The following is a 17852-nucleotide window of genomic DNA, read 5'->3' on the forward strand; positions in this document are numbered from 1 at the left end:
TAGAGGCAAGCGCAGTGCGCGATAGAATCACGGCCTATTTCGATACCCTGGACCGCGTGACGCGAAACGCTGAATGCACGACGGCGAACGGCGAGACGCTTTCGCTCGGCGAAGCGTTCGAGCGCGTGCGCGACATGGCGCATGCGACGCATGATCGCGGCGACAAAATCATGTTCATCGGCAATGGCGGCAGCGCCGCCATCAGCAGCCATATGGCGACTGATTTTTCCAAAAACGGAGGCCTGCGGTCGATGACCTTCAACGAAGGCTCGGCGCTCACCTGCCTGGGAAACGACCTCGGTTATGAAAATGTCTTCGCCAAGCAAATCGAGTGGCATGGACGGCCGGGCGATCTGGTGATCGCGATCAGCAGTTCGGGACGTTCGCCCAATATCATCAAGGGCGTGGAGGCTGCGCGGGCGCAAAGCTGCAGCATCATAACGTTGTCAGGCTTCAGCCAGGACAATCCGCTGCGCAACAAGGGCGCCGTGAATTTTTATGTGCGTTCGCCCGAATACGGATTCGTCGAACTCGCACACCAAGCCCTGATTCACGCGATCCTTGACCTCGACAGGGGCTGGCGCCCGGAACATTAAAGATTCGACCTCTTTGCGACAGGTGGGAAAAGTGGAAAATCGTTTCAAGCGCGTGATGGTGACCGGCGGCGCCGGCTATGTCGGATCGAGCCTCATTCCGAAGTTGCTTGCCGCGGGATATGAAGTCTCGAATCTGGATCTCTATCTTTACGGCGACATATTCGCGCACCTTGCCGATAATCCGGCTCTCACGCAGACCAAGGGGGATCTTCGCAATCCAGCGGATGTGAAGCGCGCGCTCGCAGGCTGCGACGCGGTCATTCATCTTGCGTGCATTTCGAATGATCCATCCTTCGATCTTGATCCGAATCTCGGCAAATCGATCAATTTCGATTGCTTCCGGCCGTTGGTCAAAGCCAGCAAGGATGCGGGGGTCAAGCGATTCATTTATGCATCGTCGTCCTCGGTCTATGGCATCAAGAACGATCCTGAGGTCACGGAAGAATTGGCGCTGCTGCCGCTCACGGATTATTCGAAATTCAAGGCGATGTGCGAGGATGTTCTCGAACAGGAGCGCGAACCAGGTTTTGTGGCCGTTACGATTCGCCCGGCGACCGTCTGCGGCTATGCGCCCCGGCTTCGCCTCGACCTGACCGTCAATATTCTCACAAATCTGGCGATCAACAACGGCCGCATCACGGTTTTTGGCGGCGAGCAGCTTCGACCGAACATTCACGTCGAAGACATGACGGATCTCTACCTCCTCCTCTTGCAGACTGAGAATTCCCAGATCGATGGCAAGATATGGAACGCCGGCTACCATAATCTAAAAGTTCGTGCGATCGCTGAGATGGTGCGCGAGCGGGTTGGGCCTGCCGTCGAGATCGTCGTGACGCCGACCGACGATCATCGCTCGTACCATGTTTCATCCGAGAAGATTCATCGCGAGCTTGGCTTTGTCGCCAAGCGAACCGTTAGCGACGCGATTGTCGATCTGAAAGACGCATTTGCCGCCGGGAAAGTGCCGAACTCGATGACCGATGACCGCTATTACAATATCAAGCGCATGCAGTCGGTTCACCTGCGTTAATGCCGCGGACGTAGCGCTTAGACGCCAAGATTTGAGCGTTGAGGACGATGCCGTTGTCATGCGCCCGCCAATAAGCGCCGTCCGCATTCTCCTGCCGGTCTGGGGAAAGGAATATGTCGAGCAGTTTCTCGATTTCTGCCTGCCGACTCTCCTGGCCGATGGAAACCTACCGTCGCTGTGCCGTCGCACCGCCTGCACCTTCGTGCTTTTCGCACGCACGGACGATGTCGAAGCGATCCGGGGCAATCCGGGTTGGCGCGCGCTTGAGGACATGTGTGCGGTCGAAATCGCCACGATCGATCATCTCATAAGCGCTAGCCATTCCACCACCATAACCCTCGCCTATGTCAGCGGCATCAGGTCTTGCAAGAGCGACTTGCTGGATACGTGTTTCATTTTTCTCGTGTCTGACTACGTTCTCGCCGACGGCGCCTTGAGCAATGTGCTGGCGCGCGTTGTCGCGGGCGCGAGCGGCGTTCTCGCAGGCAATTTTCAGATTGTCGGCGAAGGGGCGGCGCCGGTTCTGGCGCAGGCGCGCGCCGGCGGGCCTTATCTGTCGATTCAGCCACGCGACCTTATTCGTTTAGCGCTGGATCATCTCCATCCCGCGACGATCGCGAATTTCGCGGATTCGCCGGTTCGTCACGACGCCGCGAGCAATCGTCTCTTCTGGCGCGTGGATGATTCCACCATTCTCGGGCGGTTTTACCTGATGCATATGATCGCGATCCGCCCCGAAACAGCGGAGTTTATCATTGCCGCGCCGTCCGACTATTCGCTGATTCCCGAATTATGCCCGTCGGGCGCCGTGGCGACGATCGAGGATTCTGACGAATATTGCGTCGTCGAACTGCAGTCGCGACGGCAAGGTCAGACAAATCTGCGCCTCGGCCCGCTGACGCCTGCGGCAGTGGCGACCTCGCTGAGCAATTGGGCGACCGGTCAGCATCGGGAAAATGCTGGTCACGCGATCGTCTTTCATTCCGACAAAATCAAATCCGAGGTGGCTGAAACGATTGCCGCGTCGAAACGGTTCATAAGCGAGGTCGAGCGGCATTTGCCGTCTGCTCCGCAACCTTTTCGCTATCATCCCTATTGGTGCGGCGCGATCGATCATCATGAAAGAACTTCGCCGACCCCTGTCGATTTTCCCGCTTTGAGCAAGATTCTCGGCGATCCGAATTTCGCGATCGCGGTGAAGTCTGCGCGTGCGATCCGGCTGCGCGCCATGCTTTTGGGTCGTGCGCCGGATTTTCGTCCATGGCATCCGCGATGGCTGGATGTTCAAAGATTCTGGATCGCGCTCAAGCAAACGGCTGGTGGCGCATCGATCATCATTGTCGGCGATATTCCAGCGCTGCTTCGCCGGCCTATCGAATTGCGGGCGCAGGCTTATGGCGCGCGGCGCGTCGACCATGCAGACCTGCGGGAAATCAGAGATTTGACAGGTCGAAGCGCCGCAAATCCAGGGGAGCGATTTGACGTTTGCGTTTTGATATTATCCCCAAGGAGCCTTGAGGCTCACGCGGCAATCGTGGAGCAATTTGTTCCAATTATTCAACCTGCCGGGCGCATTTTGCTTGTCATCGGCGATCTTTTTGAAGAAGCCTCGCGCTCCTTCGGTCCTGACCGACTGACGCTGTTGCCGATTTCCGCGACTTCGGGTCTACAAGTGGAAGAATTCAGAGTCGTAGGGGCGAGCCCGGGAAGATTATTGATACAATCGACGATGATGGCGCTCGCCCGTTCGTCTTTTGGCGGCGGCTTGCGTAGCTTACTGAGAATAGCTGGCGCCGGGATGCTTGCAATCGTCAGTGGGGGTTTGAATGTTGGCGCGCTCTTGCGGTCCCAAGCGTCCGAACAGTCGCAATGTTCAAGCGTCGCACTGACGCTGCGGCTGAGATCGCCCGAAGGTCACAATGACTGTTAATGACTGTTCTTGAGCCGAGCGACGCGTCGGCGCCCATATCCTGATTCAGGGCGGGAGCGGCGACGACGTTGGATGATGCGTGGCGCCTTCTTTGCCAGCCGCGTCGCCACATGTCAGAATCCCGCCCAATCCCATACTTCGTGACATCGAGAAATTCGCCGCTTGGACCGACCTCATTTTCCCCCCGATCGTCTCGTCGATGCGCCGACGCCAAGCAGCATGCGCGGGCCGCCAAAATATGTGCGCTGTCTCTTGCCGATTTGGGGGGATCGCTACGTCCGACAGTTTCTCGACGTAGGTTTGCCAACCTGGCTCGCCGAAGGAAATTTGCCGGCATTGGCCAGGACTCTTCCAACGAATTTTGTCCTCCTCACCACGAGAGAGGATGAAGGCGTCATCCAGCGTCATCCGATGTTCGAGCGGTTGAAGACACTGTGCTCTGTTGTGGTGCATCACATCGACCATCTCATTACGAATTTTGGTCACTCGACGACAATTACCTTGGCGTATGCCGAAGCCGTTCGCTCCGTCGGTCCGCAAATGCTCGACACCTGCTTCTTTTTTCTGGTGTCCGACTACATCGTGGCCGATCGTTCGTTTTCGAATGTACTCAAGCAAATGATGAGCGGATGCAGCGGCGTTCAAGTCGGCAATTTCCAGGTTGTCCAGGAGGACGCGACCCCTTGGCTATCGGCTAAACGAGACAATGTATCGGGCGTCATCAGCTTTTCGTCTCGTGAGTTGATGGGTTGGGGCTTGTCGCATCTTCATCCGGCAACCGTCGCGAACATCGTCAATGACCCGTCGAATCACAACGATCACACCAATCGACTGTTTTGGCGCGTCGACGATCTGACGTTGATCGGGCGTTTCTATCTCATGCATATGATCTGCATCAGGCCGGAGAGAACCGACTTCGTCATAGGGTCCTCTTGCGACTATTCCTTCATTCCTGAGATGTGTCCGAGCGACAACGTCGCCATCATCGACGATTCGGACGAATACCTTGTGGTCGAAATGCAGCCCCGCGCCCATGAGGCCGCGATGCTGCGAGCGGGGCCGCAAACGATCGCGAGACTTGCGCGGACGTTGTCGAAATGGACGACGGCGCGACATCGCAAGAATGCCGACACGACCGTGGTTTTTCACGCCGGTGAAATTTCATCAAATTTGCCGGACGCTGAAGAGGAGGCAAGCCGCTTCATTGCTTCGGTTCGCAAACGACTGGGCCAGCCCAGTCCCTTCCGCGATCACCCCTACTGGCTGGGCGCAATCGCATCGTTCAAGGAAGCCAAAGGCCTGCGTCTGACTCGCCGCGAAATGCGCTACGTCATCGGCCTGGAACATCCCGATTTCAGTCGAGGACATATCAGGGCATGGCTGTCTGCGGCGGTGCACTTTGGCCTCTTGGGCGCCGGTCTCAAATTGCGCCCATGGCACCCGAGATGGCCCGACCATGAACTCGTCTTGGAATCGATTTCCTCCTCTCTCCAAAACAAAGACGAAAGGCGCCTGTTCGTTGCGGACCGTCCCACCGTGTTCACAACGTCGATGCCCGACGACGGACGGCGCAATTTTCGAGCCCAGCGAAATATATTCATGCGGCAATCCCCAGATGCTTTTGGGGCGGCGCACGGAACGTTCGACGCCTGTCTCATCGAGATGGAGGAAAGCGATATGCCGAGCGGCGACGAATTGATCGATCGCATCGCGCCGCTGATGAAAGATGGCGCGACGGTTATCGTGTCGGTCTACAATCGAAGGAAAAAGTCCAACGCCATTGATTTTGCGAAAATGATGGGCGCCGAGAGCGCCAAGCTGTTGAGGCCAGCGGTAAGATCCAGCAAGTTCTACTTTGTTCGGTCGCCAAAGCTGCAATGGCGCTCTTTCGACGTAGCGACGCGAATGGCGCGGTTTGCCCGCAGACGGCCGATCGTCGGTTTACCTCTTCTCGCCTTGGCCGGATTGCCGCTGGCCCTTTGCATCCTCGTGAGTAACAGATTCAGCAGCGTTATCAAGGATCAAACCCCCGTTGCCGTCGTTTCCAGTTTTCTGATGGTTATGCATATCGGGTCAAATGCGAATCTCGACATACGCGCCGATTCATCGGACCGCCTCGATCAAAACAGCCGACGATTGCGCGATCGGCTCGGCGACGATAAGACAACGGCTTCTAATCCGGACGTCTGGTTCACTCCCGATCTCGCTTCCATCGTCGGCGAGACCCGATCGTCAGCCGACGCCGCTACGAGCCCAGAGGCCCTATCGTGACTCAAATATCTGCGAGCGCCGCGGCGATAACCCCTCCCCGGGAGGACGGCACCCGGGAGCCTCAATACAACAATTGTCTCGAAATTCGCGACGCCGAGGGACTTACCCCGCTCGGGCTCATGACCAACCAGGTGTGGCATGACGACCCGCGTCGCCTGACATTCCTGCTCGCCCGCTACAAATTTGTTTCAAAGATGCTCGGCGGCAAAAAATTCGTCGGCGAGCTTGGCTGCGGCGACGCCTTTGGCACGCGTATCGTGCAACAGGAAGTCGGCAAGGTCGTCGCCTATGATTTCGATCCGGTTTTCATTGAAGATATAAAACAACGTCAGTCGAAAAAATGGCCGATCGAAGCTCATTTCCACGACATCGTGGAAGCGCCGCTGCCCCACAAACACGACGGCGTTTACAGTCTCGATGTGATCGAACATATCAGCGTAAGCAATGAAGACGCCTATCTCGCCAATCTGCGCCGTTCGCTGACGGATGACGGCGTCCTGATCATCGGCACGCCGTCGCTGGAATCGCAAGAATACGCCTCTCCTCCGAGCAAGGCGGGCCATATTAACTGTAAAAGCGGCGCTCAATTGAAAGCGCTGCTTGGCAAGTATTTCCATAACGTTTTCTTGTTCTCGATGAATGATGAAGTTGTACATACCGGGTTCTATCCGATGGCGCATTACCTGTTTGCGGTTTGCTGCCAGAAGAAGAACGACCAAGCGTAAATATGCGACGCATTGGTCTCGACTTCGACAACACCATCATTTGCTATGACGACGTATTTTTGTCCGCCGCGAAGGAGCGTGGGCTATTGCCAGCCGATTTCCACGGCGGCAAGCAGCTTGTGCGGGACGCCATTCGGTTGTTGCCCCACGGCGAGGTGGCCTGGCAAAAGCTGCAAGGCTTCGTCTACGGTCGGGGGATTGGCGGCGCGCAGGCTTTCGAAGGGCTCGGCTCCTTCTTGAAGCGCACCCAGGCAGAGGGAGATACGCTCTTCGTCGTCAGCCATAAAACTGAATATGGACATTTCGATCCCGACAGGATCAATTTGCGCGTCGCGGCGCTTAATTGGATGAAAGCGCGAGGCTTTTTCGACGCCAGCGGTTACGGTGTCGCGGTCGAGAACGTCTTTTTTGAAAGCACGCGCGACGAAAAGCTTCGCCGGATAGCGGCAACCGGCTGCAACGTGTTTATCGATGACCTGGAGGAGGTTTTCGCCGATCCGAATTTCCCGCCGGGCGTCGAGCGCATCCTGTTTTCAGACAGGCCCGCCGTCGCCGCGGCCGTCCAATTCAAGGTCTGCGCGAACTGGCCCTTGATAGAGGAAGCCGTTTTCGCATGATCCATTCCGACGCTGCGGTTTCTCCAGAAGACGTTGCGCGCGGACTGGTCGGAGGTCCCGTCGAGCAATTGCGCCATGTCGGGGGCGGACGCAACAGTCGCGTCTATCGCGTCGACGCGCATTCCGGGACTTTCGCTCTCAAGCAATATCCGTCCCGCGAGGATGATGCGCGCGACCGGCTTGGCGCCGAGGTCGCCGCCCTCGATCTGATGGCGAGACACGGTTTTGCGATGGTTCCCCGTGTCGTCGCCGTGGATCGAAAACGGAATTTCGTTCTTCTGAGCTGGGTCGAAGGCGAACTCGTTCGCGCCGTCAGCACGGAAGACATCGACCAATCCGTCGCTTTCCTGTCCCGATTGCACGAGTTGCGGCATACATCGGCGATCCCAGCCTCTCATTTGGCGGCGGAGGCCTGTCTGTCGGGGCTGGAGATCGAGCGCCAGGTCAGGGCTCGCCTCACCGACCTGCGCGCCATCCAGGACGAATCCGCCCTGGAGGAATTTATGCAATCGGCGTTTTCGCCTGCGCTGGAGCGGCTGGCGGCGAGAGCCCGCCGGACGCTCTTTGAAGGCGGTTTGTCGTTCGAGCAAGAGCTCGCCCAGGAGCGCCGCAGTCTCGTGCCCTCGGATTTCGGCTTCCACAATGCCCTTCGCCATCGTGACGGGCGGCTGACTTTCATCGATTTCGAGTATTTTGGCTGGGACGATCCGGTCAAGCTGTCCGCGGATATATTGCTTCATCCAGGGACGCCGGTCTCTGAGGATTTGCGGGCCCATTTTCGCCGTGGCGCGCAACAGCTCTATGGCTCGGACGGGACCTTTGCACACCGTCTGGATGCATTTTATCCGCTGTTCGGGTTGCGGTGGGTGTTGATCCTGTTAAATGAGTTTCATCCTGAGCGCTGGCGTCGCCGTATTTTGGCGGGCGCCGTCGAAGATTGGAGCGACGCGAAGGCGCGGCAGTTGCAGGCAGCGCGAGATTTGCTATCGCAGCTGGCGATCTAGTGGAGAATTTCATGGCGTCGATGCTGAAGGCGGTGAATCAAGTTTCTCCGCCGTTGGATGAGCGATCCAAATATCTGCGTCGCCTGATCGTGAGAGCTTTGGACAAAGGCGAGCGGGGACATATCGGCTCGTCGATGTCGCTCGTTGAAATATTGCGCGCCCTCTACGACGACGTCCTGCGTTTTCGCCCGGTGGAGCCAAAATGGCCTGACCGCGATCGCATGATCCTGAGCAAGGGTCATGGCTGCATCACATTATACGTCATGCTGGCCGACAAGGGCTTCATTCCTGTGGAAACGCTCGACACGTTCTGCCATCGGGATTCGATCCTTGGCGGTCATCCCGAATCCAATAAGATTCCGGGCGTGGAGGCGTCGACCGGCGCGCTCGGCCACGGCCTGTCCATCGGCGTTGGGATGGCGCTGGCCGCCAGGATGCAGAAACGCGACAGCCGCGTTTTCGTCGTGATGGGAGACGGGGAAATCAATGAAGGTTCGGTTTGGGAAGCCGCGCTGAGCGCCGGTAAGCACAAGCTCTCCAACCTCATCGCGATCGTCGACTATAACAAAATTCAATCGGCTGGACCGACCCGCGAGATCCAGGATCTGGAGCCCCTCCTCGACAAATGGCGCGCTTTTGGGTTCGCGGCGATTGATGTCGACGGTCACGATCTTCCGCAGCTTCGCGCGGCGCTCCAGAGCGCGCCGCTGGAGCGGGATCGTCCGACGGCGATCATCTGCCATACGGTCAAGGGGAAGGGCATTCCCTTCGCCGAACACGATCCCAACTGGCATCACAAGGCCAAGGTGGCCCCGGATGTCATCGCCAAAATGTACGCGGCTTTGGAGTAGGACATGCGCAAGACTTGTCTCGATTGCGTCTACAAGCTTGCCAAGGAAGATCCGCGGATCGTCTTTATCGGATCGGACCTGAGCCCGGGCCTCCTTAGCGGAATGCAGAAGGAGATGCCGGAGCGCTGGTACATGGAAGGGATCATGGAGCAGAACGTGGTCGGTATGGCCGCGGGAATGGCGCTGGAAGGGTTCATTCCCTACGCGAACACGATCGCGACGTTTTTCACCCGGCGCAGCTATGAACAGGTCGCGATCGACCTCTGTCTGCACAATCTGCCCGTGCGGCTGATTTCCAACGGGGGGGGCCTCGTCTATGCGCCGCTTGGTCCGACTCATCTCGCCATTGAGGATTTAGCGACCATGCGCGCATTGCCCAACATGACGGTGGTGGCGGTGTGCGACGCCGATGAAATGACGCGTTTCATGGACGTGTCCGTCGACTGGCCCGGTCCGATTTACATCAGGCTGGCGAAGGGCGGCGATCCGATCGTCAGCAAGGCGGAGAATGGCTTTGCTATCGGCAAGGCCATCGTTATGCGGCGCGCCGGCGCGCATCGTCCGGTCGTTTTCATGACCACAGGCGTCATGACGACCAACGCGTTGAAAGCCGCCGATGCGCTCAAGAGCGATGGCGTCGATAGTTCAGTCGTCCATTTCCATACCGTCAAGCCGCTCGACAAGAGCGCGATCCTTGAGCACGCGAAAGACGCCAGGCTGGTTGTTACGGTCGAGGAAGGAATCGCCATTGGCGGGTTCGGAAGCGCCGTGACGGATATCCTGGTTGAGGAAATGGGTCCGGCTATGCCGAGGATGAAGAGGATTGCTCTGCCCGACGCCTTTTCCAAGAATTACGGCGTGCAAAACGATCTCTTCGACGTCTATGGTCTGACGCCGCGCCAGATCGCGGCGACCGTTCACAATACGCTTGATCAGTATAAACTTGTCGCCTGAAGGTCGGGAAAAGCCAGTCGGCGGGACCGAACCGTCTCGTTGAGAGTGGAATTGCGCGAATTCAGGCCATTGTCATGTTTCTCCTTATCGGCGGCAATTCTGAAATCGGCGCCGCCACGGCTCGCCGCCTGAGAGAGCAGGGTCAGCCGGTCGTAACAACGACGCGTCGCGCGGCCGATCTGGGCGAGGATGAATTGTTCCTCGATCTCGAACAGCTATCGGATGATTGGCGGCCTCCCGAAGGAGTCGAGGCGGCCTGTATTTTTGCGGCAATAGCCCGGCTCGCGGCTTGCGAAGCCGATTGGGCGGGCTCCTATCGCGTCAATGTCGCGCAGACATTAGCTTTGGCCGAGAAGCTGGTGGCGAAGGGTATATACACTTTGTTTTTGTCGACCAATCAGGTCTTTGACGGAACGCGCGCCCAGGTCCCTTCGGATGCGCCGCTGTCGCCGGTCAGCGCCTATGGTCGCCAGAAGGCCGCGACGGAGACCGTCTTCAAGACGTGGATTGCGGCAGGCGCCCCGGCTGGCATTCTGAGGCTTGCGAAAGTGGTCTCACCGGATATGGCGCTTGTTCACGGCTGGCGGCGCAGCCTCTCGATGGGGGAGCCAATCAGGGCGTTCCACGACATGACGATGGCGCCGACGCCAACCGGACTCGTCGCGCAGGCGATTAGTCGCCTGATCGAGGATCGGGAGCCGATCACGGCCCAACTGACAGGACCCGAAGATGTCAGCTACGCCGCCGTGGCGCGCTTTATCGCGAACGCAATCGGCGCTGACGATGATCTCGTCAAGCCTGTCTCGGCGCTCGACAACGGCATGCCCGCGAGCGCCGTTCCTCTCAATACGACACTGGACAGCTCGTATCTCGCCAAGCGTTATGGCCTCATCGCGCCTGACCCATGGACAGCGCTCAGGGCTGTTCTCGACGCTTGAAGTTCAAGCTCCGGCCGAGCGACACCGTATTGGCTCGCGAGCGCGCCGTTGAGAATGGTCGATGGGGGAATAAGGCGCCGGGTTGACTGAACCCCAATTTCCGGATGGAAGATGGGTTGCGACGGATCGCGCAGGCGTGACGGGGAGGCTCTCAGGAATGGAGCTGGACGATTTAAAATCCCGCGCCGCGTCCTTGGCGAGCGACCAGCGCGGATCGGCAAGCTTGGGACCCGAAGGCAAAACGCCACGATCCGGCGTCTGGGTCATGCTATTGAAGTTGGCGATTTCTGCGTCGGCTATCGCTTTCGTGGTCTATAGATTGAACCTGTCGGCGGTTATAGACCGAACAGCGCATCAGAATCTCGGCGACCTCGGCGCGGCCGCTGCGGTGATGCTGGCGCAACTGGCGTTAGGCGCCCTGCGTTGGCACGTCATCCGCCTCAAGATCGGCATTCGGTCGAGTTTCCTCGATACCTTCCGAATCTACTATATCGGCTCTTTTTTCGCGAGCTACGTTTGGAGCGGGATCAGCGGCGACATTGTCAGGGTCTGGCTGTCCTGGAGATATGGCGCGAGCCGTGGCGCGGCTCTTTACTCCACCATTCTCGACCGCGTGGCTCTGATCGCGGGTATCGCCGTGCTGATAATCTTGACGTCGCCGTGGTTCTTCGTGCGTTTCGGCTTCAGCGTTGAAGGTTGGCTGCCGTTTCTCGCCGCTGTGACGCTCCTCGTGGGGATTGTTGGCTTAGCGCAGTTCGATCGTCTGCCGATCACGTGGCGACAATGGTTGCCGCTTCGCCTGCTCGGATCGCTCGGCGGAGCAGCGCGCGAGGTTTTCCTTCGTCCTAGGACTGTGCTGCCGGCCATCGGGACCGCAATGATTGGGCAAGCGGCGCTCGGGCTCGCCACCTATATTCTGGCTCAGAGTCTCGGAATCAATGTGATGCTGACCGATTGCATTGTGGTGATGCAGATCGTTGCGTTGCTGACCGCGGTGCCGATATCGATCGGCGGGTGGGGGGTGCGGGAGATGAGCATGGTGGGTCTGTTCGGCCTCGTTGACATTCCAGCAAGTTCTGCTTTGGTTCTATCTGTGCAACTCGGGCTAATCGGGCTTGCCCTGAATCTGCCCGGTGGAATTTTTTGGCTGATTGCGCGCCCGCAGGCCCGATCCGCCGGCGATTTCTCGCTCTCGGCGCTTTATGGACGATCGGCGCAGCCGTGAGCGAGCGTCGACCGGCCCTTGCGGGCTCTGCGAGTCCAGATAAGCTTGTTCTTCCTCGAATGGTCGCGTGAGGTTCTCTTTGACAGTCTCCAAGCAGCCAACGAGCAAACCCGACCAATATTGGGAGCGCGCTGGCGAGGTGAGCTATGCCCAGCACATGTTTTCCAGCGCGCTCGTGGAAGAGCATGTGAACCGACGGCTCTGGAATGTCGCGCTCGCTATTGCCGACGAGCTTGGCGCGCCTGCTTCCGGCCACGTTCTCGATCTGGGCTGCGGCGATGGCGCTTTCGCAATTCAGGCGCTTGCGGGGCGCTATCGGCAGATCGATGGCTATGACAAAGCCGAGGCGGCGATCGAGCGGGCCAACAATGCGGTTTCGGGGCCGACCTTGCATTTTGCGGCGGCCGATCTGGTGAAGATGGACTATTCCACCCTCCCTCGCTACGACGCAGTGTTCATGATCGGTTTCCTCCACCATGTGAAGGCCGCGACACCCGACATCGTGAAGAAGATCGCAGGCGTCACCGACCGCGTCATCGTTTTGGAGCCGAACGGCAATCACCTGTTGCGCAAAACCCTCGAGTTGACGCCCACGTACCGCAGCGCCGGCGAGGATAGTTTCAAAACCGACGAGATGAAGCAGATTTTCGCAGCGGCCGGTTTCAAGACGGCGGTGTGGCGGCGCATGAACCTTTTCCCGAACTTCACCCCGGGGTTCCTCTATCGCCTCCTCGCCCCACTGGAGACGAAGGTCGAGTCGAATAATGTGCTCAAAGCCCTGTGTACGGTGAACATGTTCGGCTTCGATAAGGCTGCGTCGGCGCAGGCCCGCGGCTGATGCTCGTCACCAATTTCAAGCTCAAGTATTTTCTCTATAAGCTGATCGGCGGCTTTTATCAGGTCGCTGATGTCGGCCGCGTCCATCCGATGCGCGAGCGCTCGCTGCGCGCGTTGCAGCGAACGGTTGATTACGTCGAAAAGGTCATGCCGGATGCGCTGGGCCTCGAAAGCCAGCGGGAGCTGATCGAATATTCGCTGCGCGCGATCGGGAAGGACGGCCATTGTCTGGAGTTCGGCGTCTTTACCGGCGGCACGATCCGGTTCATGGCCAAGCGCGTCGGCGGCCGCCTTATTCACGGCTTCGACAGTTTTGAGGGTCTGCCGGAGGCCTGGAGCGGTTTCAGCCTTGGCGGGCGCGCCTTCGACGTCGGCGGTCGACTCCCGCGCGTTCCGGCCAACGTGCGCCTCTATCGCGGCTGGTTCGACCAAAGCCTACCGAAATGGCTCGCCGAAAATCCAGGACCGGCCGCGTTCATTCATGTCGATTGCGACTTGTACAGCTCGACGAAGACCATCTTCGCGCTGTTGGGCGATCGGATCGCGCCCGGAACGGTGATTCTGTTCGACGAATATTTCAACTATCCGAATTGGGAGCGTCACGAGTTTCTGGCGTGGCAGGAATTCGTCAAAGAGCGAGGCATCGCCTATACTTACCTGGGCTACGCGCGTCAGCAAGTCGCCGTGCGCGTGGACGCTGTGGGGGAGACGCGCCCATGACTGCGGGGCTCGAGCTAGCCAATGACGCGCCGACGACCGCATCGCCGCGCGTCGTCGGCGATGTCGTGATGACGCCGAGCGCGGCGAAGCTGCACGATGCGCAGGCGATCGCCAACCCCGGCCAATTGGCGGCGCTGGATCTGACAATTTTCGTGTCCTGCTACAATGAGGAAGCGTTTATCGTCGGCACGCTGGAGACGATCCGTGATTCGCTCGCGCTCGTTGGGCGATTGAGTTACGAAATCATCGTCATCGACGACCGTTCGACCGACAGCTCGGCGACGCTTGTTGAATCCTTTATTTCCGCGCATCCCGAGGAGCGCATTCTACTTCGGCGCAATCGAGTCAATCGGGGCCTTGCCCAGAACTATCTGGATTGCGCCTTTATCGGCAAGGGGAAATATTACCGGCTGATCTGCGGTGACAACGCCGAGCCGCAGGATACGATGATCGCGGTTTTCAGCGAGGTCGGCCAAGCGGACATGCTCATTCCCTATTATGTGAGCGCCGAGGGCAAGAGCCTGTTTCGCCGCTCGTTATCGAACGCCTATTCGCTGCTGCTGAACTTCATTACGCGATACCGGCTGCATTATTACAACGGTCTGGCGGTCCACCTCCGTTACAACGTCATGCGCTGGCACCCCAACACGCGCGGCTTCGGATTCCAGGCCGATATCATTTGCATGCTGCTGGACGAAGGCTTCACCTATAGGGAAGTGCCGGTCCGGACGATTGAACGCAAGAAGGGGGATTCCAAGGCTCTCACCTTCAAGAACATGCTCTCGGTGACCCATACGATCCTCGACATCGTCATCCGGCGCATCTCGAACAGGGTTTATCGGCCTGCCCCGTCTGGCGCAAACAGGTAGGGCGGCGCGGCGTCGTCAACTATCATTTCTGATCTTGCGCGCGGGGATCCGTCGCGCAATCCGGAGCAATCGGATATGTCGGTCGAACCGGCAGATCGCTGTGTGGCGATTGCCAGCCAGAACGCTGCGCCGATCGGCCCGCTCGCAGCGTCTGTAAACGCCCAATCTCGATGAGACCCTGACGTGAAAGTCCAAGAGACGCGAAGCCAGCCAATGAATGTCGATGACGCCAAGATCGATCGTGCGGCCCAAACCTCCGTGATGCGGACGGCCCGCGCAAGCCTCTCGCCTGCGATATTCTCAATCTGCTTGTTCGGCTGCGTTGTGCTTTGGTTTATCGTGGTCGATGTCTATCACCGCCACTTTTTCGAGGCCGGGGCGATCGGCGTCGTCGACAATGCCGTTCGCGTGGCATTCGTGATCATTCTTTTGTGGTTGATCTATGCGCCAGGAGCCGCCCTAGTCGCGATCGTTTCGCCGGAACGGAGCCGATCGGCGCTGCCCCTTGCCGAACGCCTCGTGTGCGGATTCGGCGCCGGGGTCGGCCTTTGGCATGCCGTCATGTTAGTCCTCGGTCTACTCGGCCTCTACTACTGGGCTTTGGTGACGAGCTTATGCCTGGTCGTGCTGCTCGCCTCGGCGGCGCATCTCGGCACGATCCTATCCGAGGCGCGGCGTCACGCAGCGAGCAGGCTAGCGGAACTGCGCCGCGGGAGATCGATTGCACAGACAATTGGCGCGGCGCTCGTTGCGGTCGCGTTATTCTGGCTGCTGATCATGCGTGGGCTCTATCCAGGTGGCGGCGGCGACTATTACACTCACTACTTTTACTATTATCTCGCGGTGCTGAAAAACCACAGCCTGGCGCCGAATGACGTCTGGTATCACTATTACTACTCTAAGGGCGCTGGCCTCGCCTTTCTGAGCATGCTGCTGACCGATCCCGAAGGGCCCGCGTTGGCGACCTATTGTTGCGTGGCTGCAGCTGCGATGGGAATTCTGACGCTGTCGAGGCGGATGGCGCCGAAGTCGTTCTGGCCTGTCTTGGGCACGCTTCTCTACGTGTTCGTGAACGTCATGAGTGTCCATGCGAACCAGGGCGGCGAGTTCCAAAAGGACCATGAGGAGGCGACGGCGCTGATCGTTCTTGTCGGCTGGGCGCTATGCATGCAACCCATTTTGGGTCGGCGCGCATCGCTCATAATCGCCGCCTCATGCTCGGTCGCCGCCGCGATAATCACTCAAGCGATCGGCCTCGTTCTCGCCGCCTTCTTCGCCGTTCTGCTTGTCTGGTCTTTCATGCGCCGGGATTGGCGCGGCGTGGCGATGTATGGAACAGCGGCCACCGCGTCGGGCGCCGTAGCGCTTGCCATGCTTTTGATCAGCTTTCTCGTGACCGGCCTCGCCACGGACCAGGCGCTTGAGACGATGCTGCGCTTTGCGAACTTCTCGCGCCTCGATCAATGGGGTGTGATTCCCCAATTGCCTATTGTCGCCTGGATTCGCGACAATTATGGCGCGGTAGCTGATCCCTATGGCTGGAACACGGTCAACCAGGTCGCCGGATTCATGCGGCTGGATATCCTTGGGGTTTACGTCGCGGGCGTATTAATCGCGTTGAGCGGCGTTGCGATCCTCGCCGCCGCGCCGTGGCGCTGGGACTTGCCCGCGCGGCGAACCCTAGTGGTCCAGGGCGCGCTCGTCGCGATCATTTTTGCTGTGTCGATCTTTACTTTGCGCACACACGTCGCCTTCATCAACGAAACTGCGATCTTCGTCGTTCCGTCGCTCGCGATTGTCGGACTTGCCTGCTGCGTCGCGCAGCCGGGGCTGAGCCGATATCGCGCGCTCAATTGGGCGTTCCGCTTTGCGCTTGGGCTCCTGCTTGTCGGCGGCGTACTCGCCTCGTGGCGGATAAAGCATGATTGGCTGCGCCGCCTGCTGTGGAATATTGCGAGCGGCGAACGAGGCGATCTCGGTGTGATCACGGCTGCAGGCGTCTTGCTTGGGGTCGGCGGCTTCGCCACGCTCGCCGTCATCTCATCGCGGCGAGGCGCAAGGGACGGCGGAGCAACGCGGTCGCCAGCCGGTTCGGCCGCGCTACAGACATTGAGTATCCTGGGCGCATTAACCGCTATGCTGATTGTGATTTCGGCTTTTGCCGGTCACGTTCAGAGCACTTCTTTCGAGCGGTTGAGCACCTTCTTCGTTCCCCTGCTGGTGCTGCTAGGGGTGGCTTGTTGCGGCTGGCTGCTCACTTGGCCTAACCCGCGCTGGTTCGATCGGTCTCTGCGCTTCGCCCTGCCGGTCCTGCTCTTCGGCGGCGTGCTGCTCGCATGGGAGAGCGCGGATGGTTGGGGCGGACGCGTATCATCGGCAACCGCAAACGCCGTTCGCTTTCTCGACGGCCGGTATAGTCTAGCCGACGCCTATGTCCACATGGTCGATAGTGTATTTCCCTTCGGGGCGATTAATCCCGGCGCATTGGCCGCTTCACGCCAGGTGCCCCCGGGGACGCCGATCTGGAGCACCAATGTCGATTCATATTGCATGGCGCCCGGCTGCCTCATCGAAAGCGTCGCATCCTTCACACTGTCGCCGCGGCTGGACGAAATTCTGACTGGCGCCCCCGACCTTGCCAAGACGCTGCTCACCGAAGCCGGAGTCAATTATTTCCTGTTCATGCGCGACAGTCGGATGATCGATATTCTTGTGCATAGTCGCCTGTTTGCGCCCGGCGTCATCGACCAGTATCTCGGCGTCAAATGGACCGACGGGTCAACGTATCTGCTCACCTGGCGCGGACCAGACACGGCCGAACTCGATCCCGCGTTTCTTGACGCCTATGCAAGCCGCCTCGCCGAGCCCGAACATCCTCTCTGGTTTCGATTTGGAGGCCTCGTTCCATATATGGCCGCCGCGACCGCCCGACTCAGGTCGAGCGTCGGGGGGATGGCCGTGAGTTTCCCGTGGCGGGAGCGCGCAGCGGGCGACGTCGATGTTCTCAGCGCAACCTATGGCGGAAACTGCCGCGAGGCCGAGAACGACGCATTTGCCGCGCACCCGTTCGGCGACGGCAATGTGACGTCGATCGTGCAGCACGCTTGCAGAACCGGATCGACCTGCGCCTTGGACCTTGACCCGGCCCTATGGGGGCGCTTGGCGCCACGTTGCGCGAAGACTCTGTCCGTTGATTATCGTTGCGCCCGGGAGGATTTCCGCCGGACTTTGAGGGTCGAAGCGGAAGCCGAGGGCAAGCGGATCGATTTCGGGTGTCCCTAAGCC

15 protein-coding genes are annotated in these 17852 nt (G+C 59.1%); all 15 read left to right on the plus strand.

The genetic code is table 11. The annotated features are described in order from the left end of the window. Positions 1 to 14: 14 nt before the first annotated feature. Positions 15 to 596 (plus strand): SIS domain-containing protein, encoded by a 582-nt coding sequence (locus GSQ90_RS02070; protein WP_246731370.1) that lies wholly within the window; start codon positions 15 to 17, stop codon positions 594 to 596. Positions 597 to 627: 31 nt separating this feature from the next. After that, complete coding sequence (locus GSQ90_RS02075) at positions 628 to 1626, plus strand: NAD(P)-dependent oxidoreductase (protein WP_246731371.1); 999 nt, start codon at positions 628 to 630, stop codon at positions 1624 to 1626. A gap of 58 nt (positions 1627 to 1684) precedes the next feature. Beyond that, positions 1685 to 3556 carry a hypothetical protein gene (locus tag GSQ90_RS02080; protein ID WP_158812811.1) on the plus strand — a complete coding sequence of 624 codons (1872 nt, stop codon included), beginning with the start codon at positions 1685 to 1687 and terminating at the stop codon, positions 3554 to 3556. 336 nt (positions 3557 to 3892) lie between these two features. Continuing rightward, positions 3893 to 5827: a hypothetical protein gene (locus GSQ90_RS02085; protein ID WP_158812812.1), complete on the plus strand. Its 1935-nt coding sequence runs from the start codon at positions 3893 to 3895 to the stop codon at positions 5825 to 5827. A 119-nt stretch (positions 5828 to 5946) separates the two neighbouring features. Next, positions 5947 to 6552 (plus strand): bifunctional 2-polyprenyl-6-hydroxyphenol methylase/3-demethylubiquinol 3-O-methyltransferase UbiG, encoded by a 606-nt coding sequence (locus tag GSQ90_RS02090; RefSeq protein WP_158812813.1) that lies wholly within the window; start codon positions 5947 to 5949, stop codon positions 6550 to 6552. A 2-nt stretch (positions 6553 to 6554) separates the two neighbouring features. Next, entirely contained in the window at positions 6555 to 7169 is a 615-nt protein-coding gene (locus tag GSQ90_RS02095) for a hypothetical protein (RefSeq protein ID WP_158812814.1), read from the plus strand. After that, complete coding sequence (locus GSQ90_RS02100) at positions 7166 to 8173, plus strand: aminoglycoside phosphotransferase family protein (protein WP_158812815.1); 1008 nt, start codon at positions 7166 to 7168, stop codon at positions 8171 to 8173. The genes GSQ90_RS02095 and GSQ90_RS02100 overlap by 4 nt, the downstream gene beginning before the upstream one ends. A gap of 11 nt (positions 8174 to 8184) precedes the next feature. Next, on the plus strand, positions 8185 to 9024 hold the full coding sequence (locus tag GSQ90_RS02105; RefSeq protein ID WP_210254798.1) for a transketolase: 840 nt from the start codon (positions 8185 to 8187) through the stop codon (positions 9022 to 9024). Positions 9025 to 9027: 3 nt separating this feature from the next. Then, a complete protein-coding gene (locus GSQ90_RS02110) occupies positions 9028 to 9978 on the plus strand; it encodes a transketolase family protein (RefSeq protein ID WP_158812816.1) in 951 nt (316 codons plus the stop codon). 74 nt (positions 9979 to 10052) lie between these two features. Further along, entirely contained in the window at positions 10053 to 10916 is an 864-nt protein-coding gene (locus GSQ90_RS02115) for a sugar nucleotide-binding protein (protein ID WP_158812817.1), read from the plus strand. A gap of 265 nt (positions 10917 to 11181) precedes the next feature. After that, the gene (locus tag GSQ90_RS02120; protein ID WP_158812818.1) at positions 11182 to 12141 is read left to right on the plus strand and encodes a lysylphosphatidylglycerol synthase transmembrane domain-containing protein; all 960 of its coding nucleotides are present in this window, start codon (positions 11182 to 11184) and stop codon (positions 12139 to 12141) included. A 79-nt stretch (positions 12142 to 12220) separates the two neighbouring features. Further along, complete coding sequence (locus tag GSQ90_RS02125) at positions 12221 to 12979, plus strand: bifunctional 2-polyprenyl-6-hydroxyphenol methylase/3-demethylubiquinol 3-O-methyltransferase UbiG (RefSeq protein ID WP_158812819.1); 759 nt, start codon at positions 12221 to 12223, stop codon at positions 12977 to 12979. Further along, positions 12979 to 13698, plus strand: coding sequence for a class I SAM-dependent methyltransferase (locus tag GSQ90_RS02130; protein WP_158812820.1), 720 nt, complete (start codon positions 12979 to 12981; stop codon positions 13696 to 13698). Before GSQ90_RS02125 ends, GSQ90_RS02130 begins: the two co-directional genes overlap by 1 nt. Then, on the plus strand, positions 13695 to 14567 hold the full coding sequence (locus GSQ90_RS02135; protein WP_158812821.1) for a glycosyltransferase: 873 nt from the start codon (positions 13695 to 13697) through the stop codon (positions 14565 to 14567). Before GSQ90_RS02130 ends, GSQ90_RS02135 begins: the two co-directional genes overlap by 4 nt. Before the next feature lie 213 nt (positions 14568 to 14780). Further along, a complete protein-coding gene (locus GSQ90_RS02140) occupies positions 14781 to 17849 on the plus strand; it encodes a hypothetical protein (RefSeq protein ID WP_158812822.1) in 3069 nt (1022 codons plus the stop codon). Positions 17850 to 17852: the final 3 nt, after the last annotated feature.

The organism is Methylocapsa sp. S129 (assembly GCF_009765995.1).
Classification (GTDB): Bacteria; Pseudomonadota; Alphaproteobacteria; order Rhizobiales; family Beijerinckiaceae; genus Roseiarcus.

What these genes read in the sequence shown, in the direction of transcription:
- GSQ90_RS02080 (WP_158812811.1), top strand. Translation starts at nt 1,685, where the DNA reads ATGCGCCCGCCAATAAGCGCCGTCCGCATTCTCCTGCCGGTCTGGGGA.
- GSQ90_RS02090 (WP_158812813.1), top strand. Translation starts at nt 5,947, where the DNA reads ATGACCAACCAGGTGTGGCATGACGACCCGCGTCGCCTGACATTCCTG.
- GSQ90_RS02095 (WP_158812814.1), top strand. Translation starts at nt 6,555, where the DNA reads ATGCGACGCATTGGTCTCGACTTCGACAACACCATCATTTGCTATGAC.
- GSQ90_RS02100 (WP_158812815.1), top strand. Translation starts at nt 7,166, where the DNA reads ATGATCCATTCCGACGCTGCGGTTTCTCCAGAAGACGTTGCGCGCGGA.
- GSQ90_RS02105 (WP_210254798.1), top strand. Translation starts at nt 8,185, where the DNA reads ATGGCGTCGATGCTGAAGGCGGTGAATCAAGTTTCTCCGCCGTTGGAT.
- GSQ90_RS02110 (WP_158812816.1), top strand. Translation starts at nt 9,028, where the DNA reads ATGCGCAAGACTTGTCTCGATTGCGTCTACAAGCTTGCCAAGGAAGAT.
- GSQ90_RS02115 (WP_158812817.1), top strand. Translation starts at nt 10,053, where the DNA reads ATGTTTCTCCTTATCGGCGGCAATTCTGAAATCGGCGCCGCCACGGCT.
- GSQ90_RS02120 (WP_158812818.1), top strand. Translation starts at nt 11,182, where the DNA reads ATGCTATTGAAGTTGGCGATTTCTGCGTCGGCTATCGCTTTCGTGGTC.
- GSQ90_RS02130 (WP_158812820.1), top strand. Translation starts at nt 12,979, where the DNA reads ATGCTCGTCACCAATTTCAAGCTCAAGTATTTTCTCTATAAGCTGATC.
- GSQ90_RS02135 (WP_158812821.1), top strand. Translation starts at nt 13,695, where the DNA reads ATGACTGCGGGGCTCGAGCTAGCCAATGACGCGCCGACGACCGCATCG.
- GSQ90_RS02140 (WP_158812822.1), top strand. Translation starts at nt 14,781, where the DNA reads ATGAATGTCGATGACGCCAAGATCGATCGTGCGGCCCAAACCTCCGTG.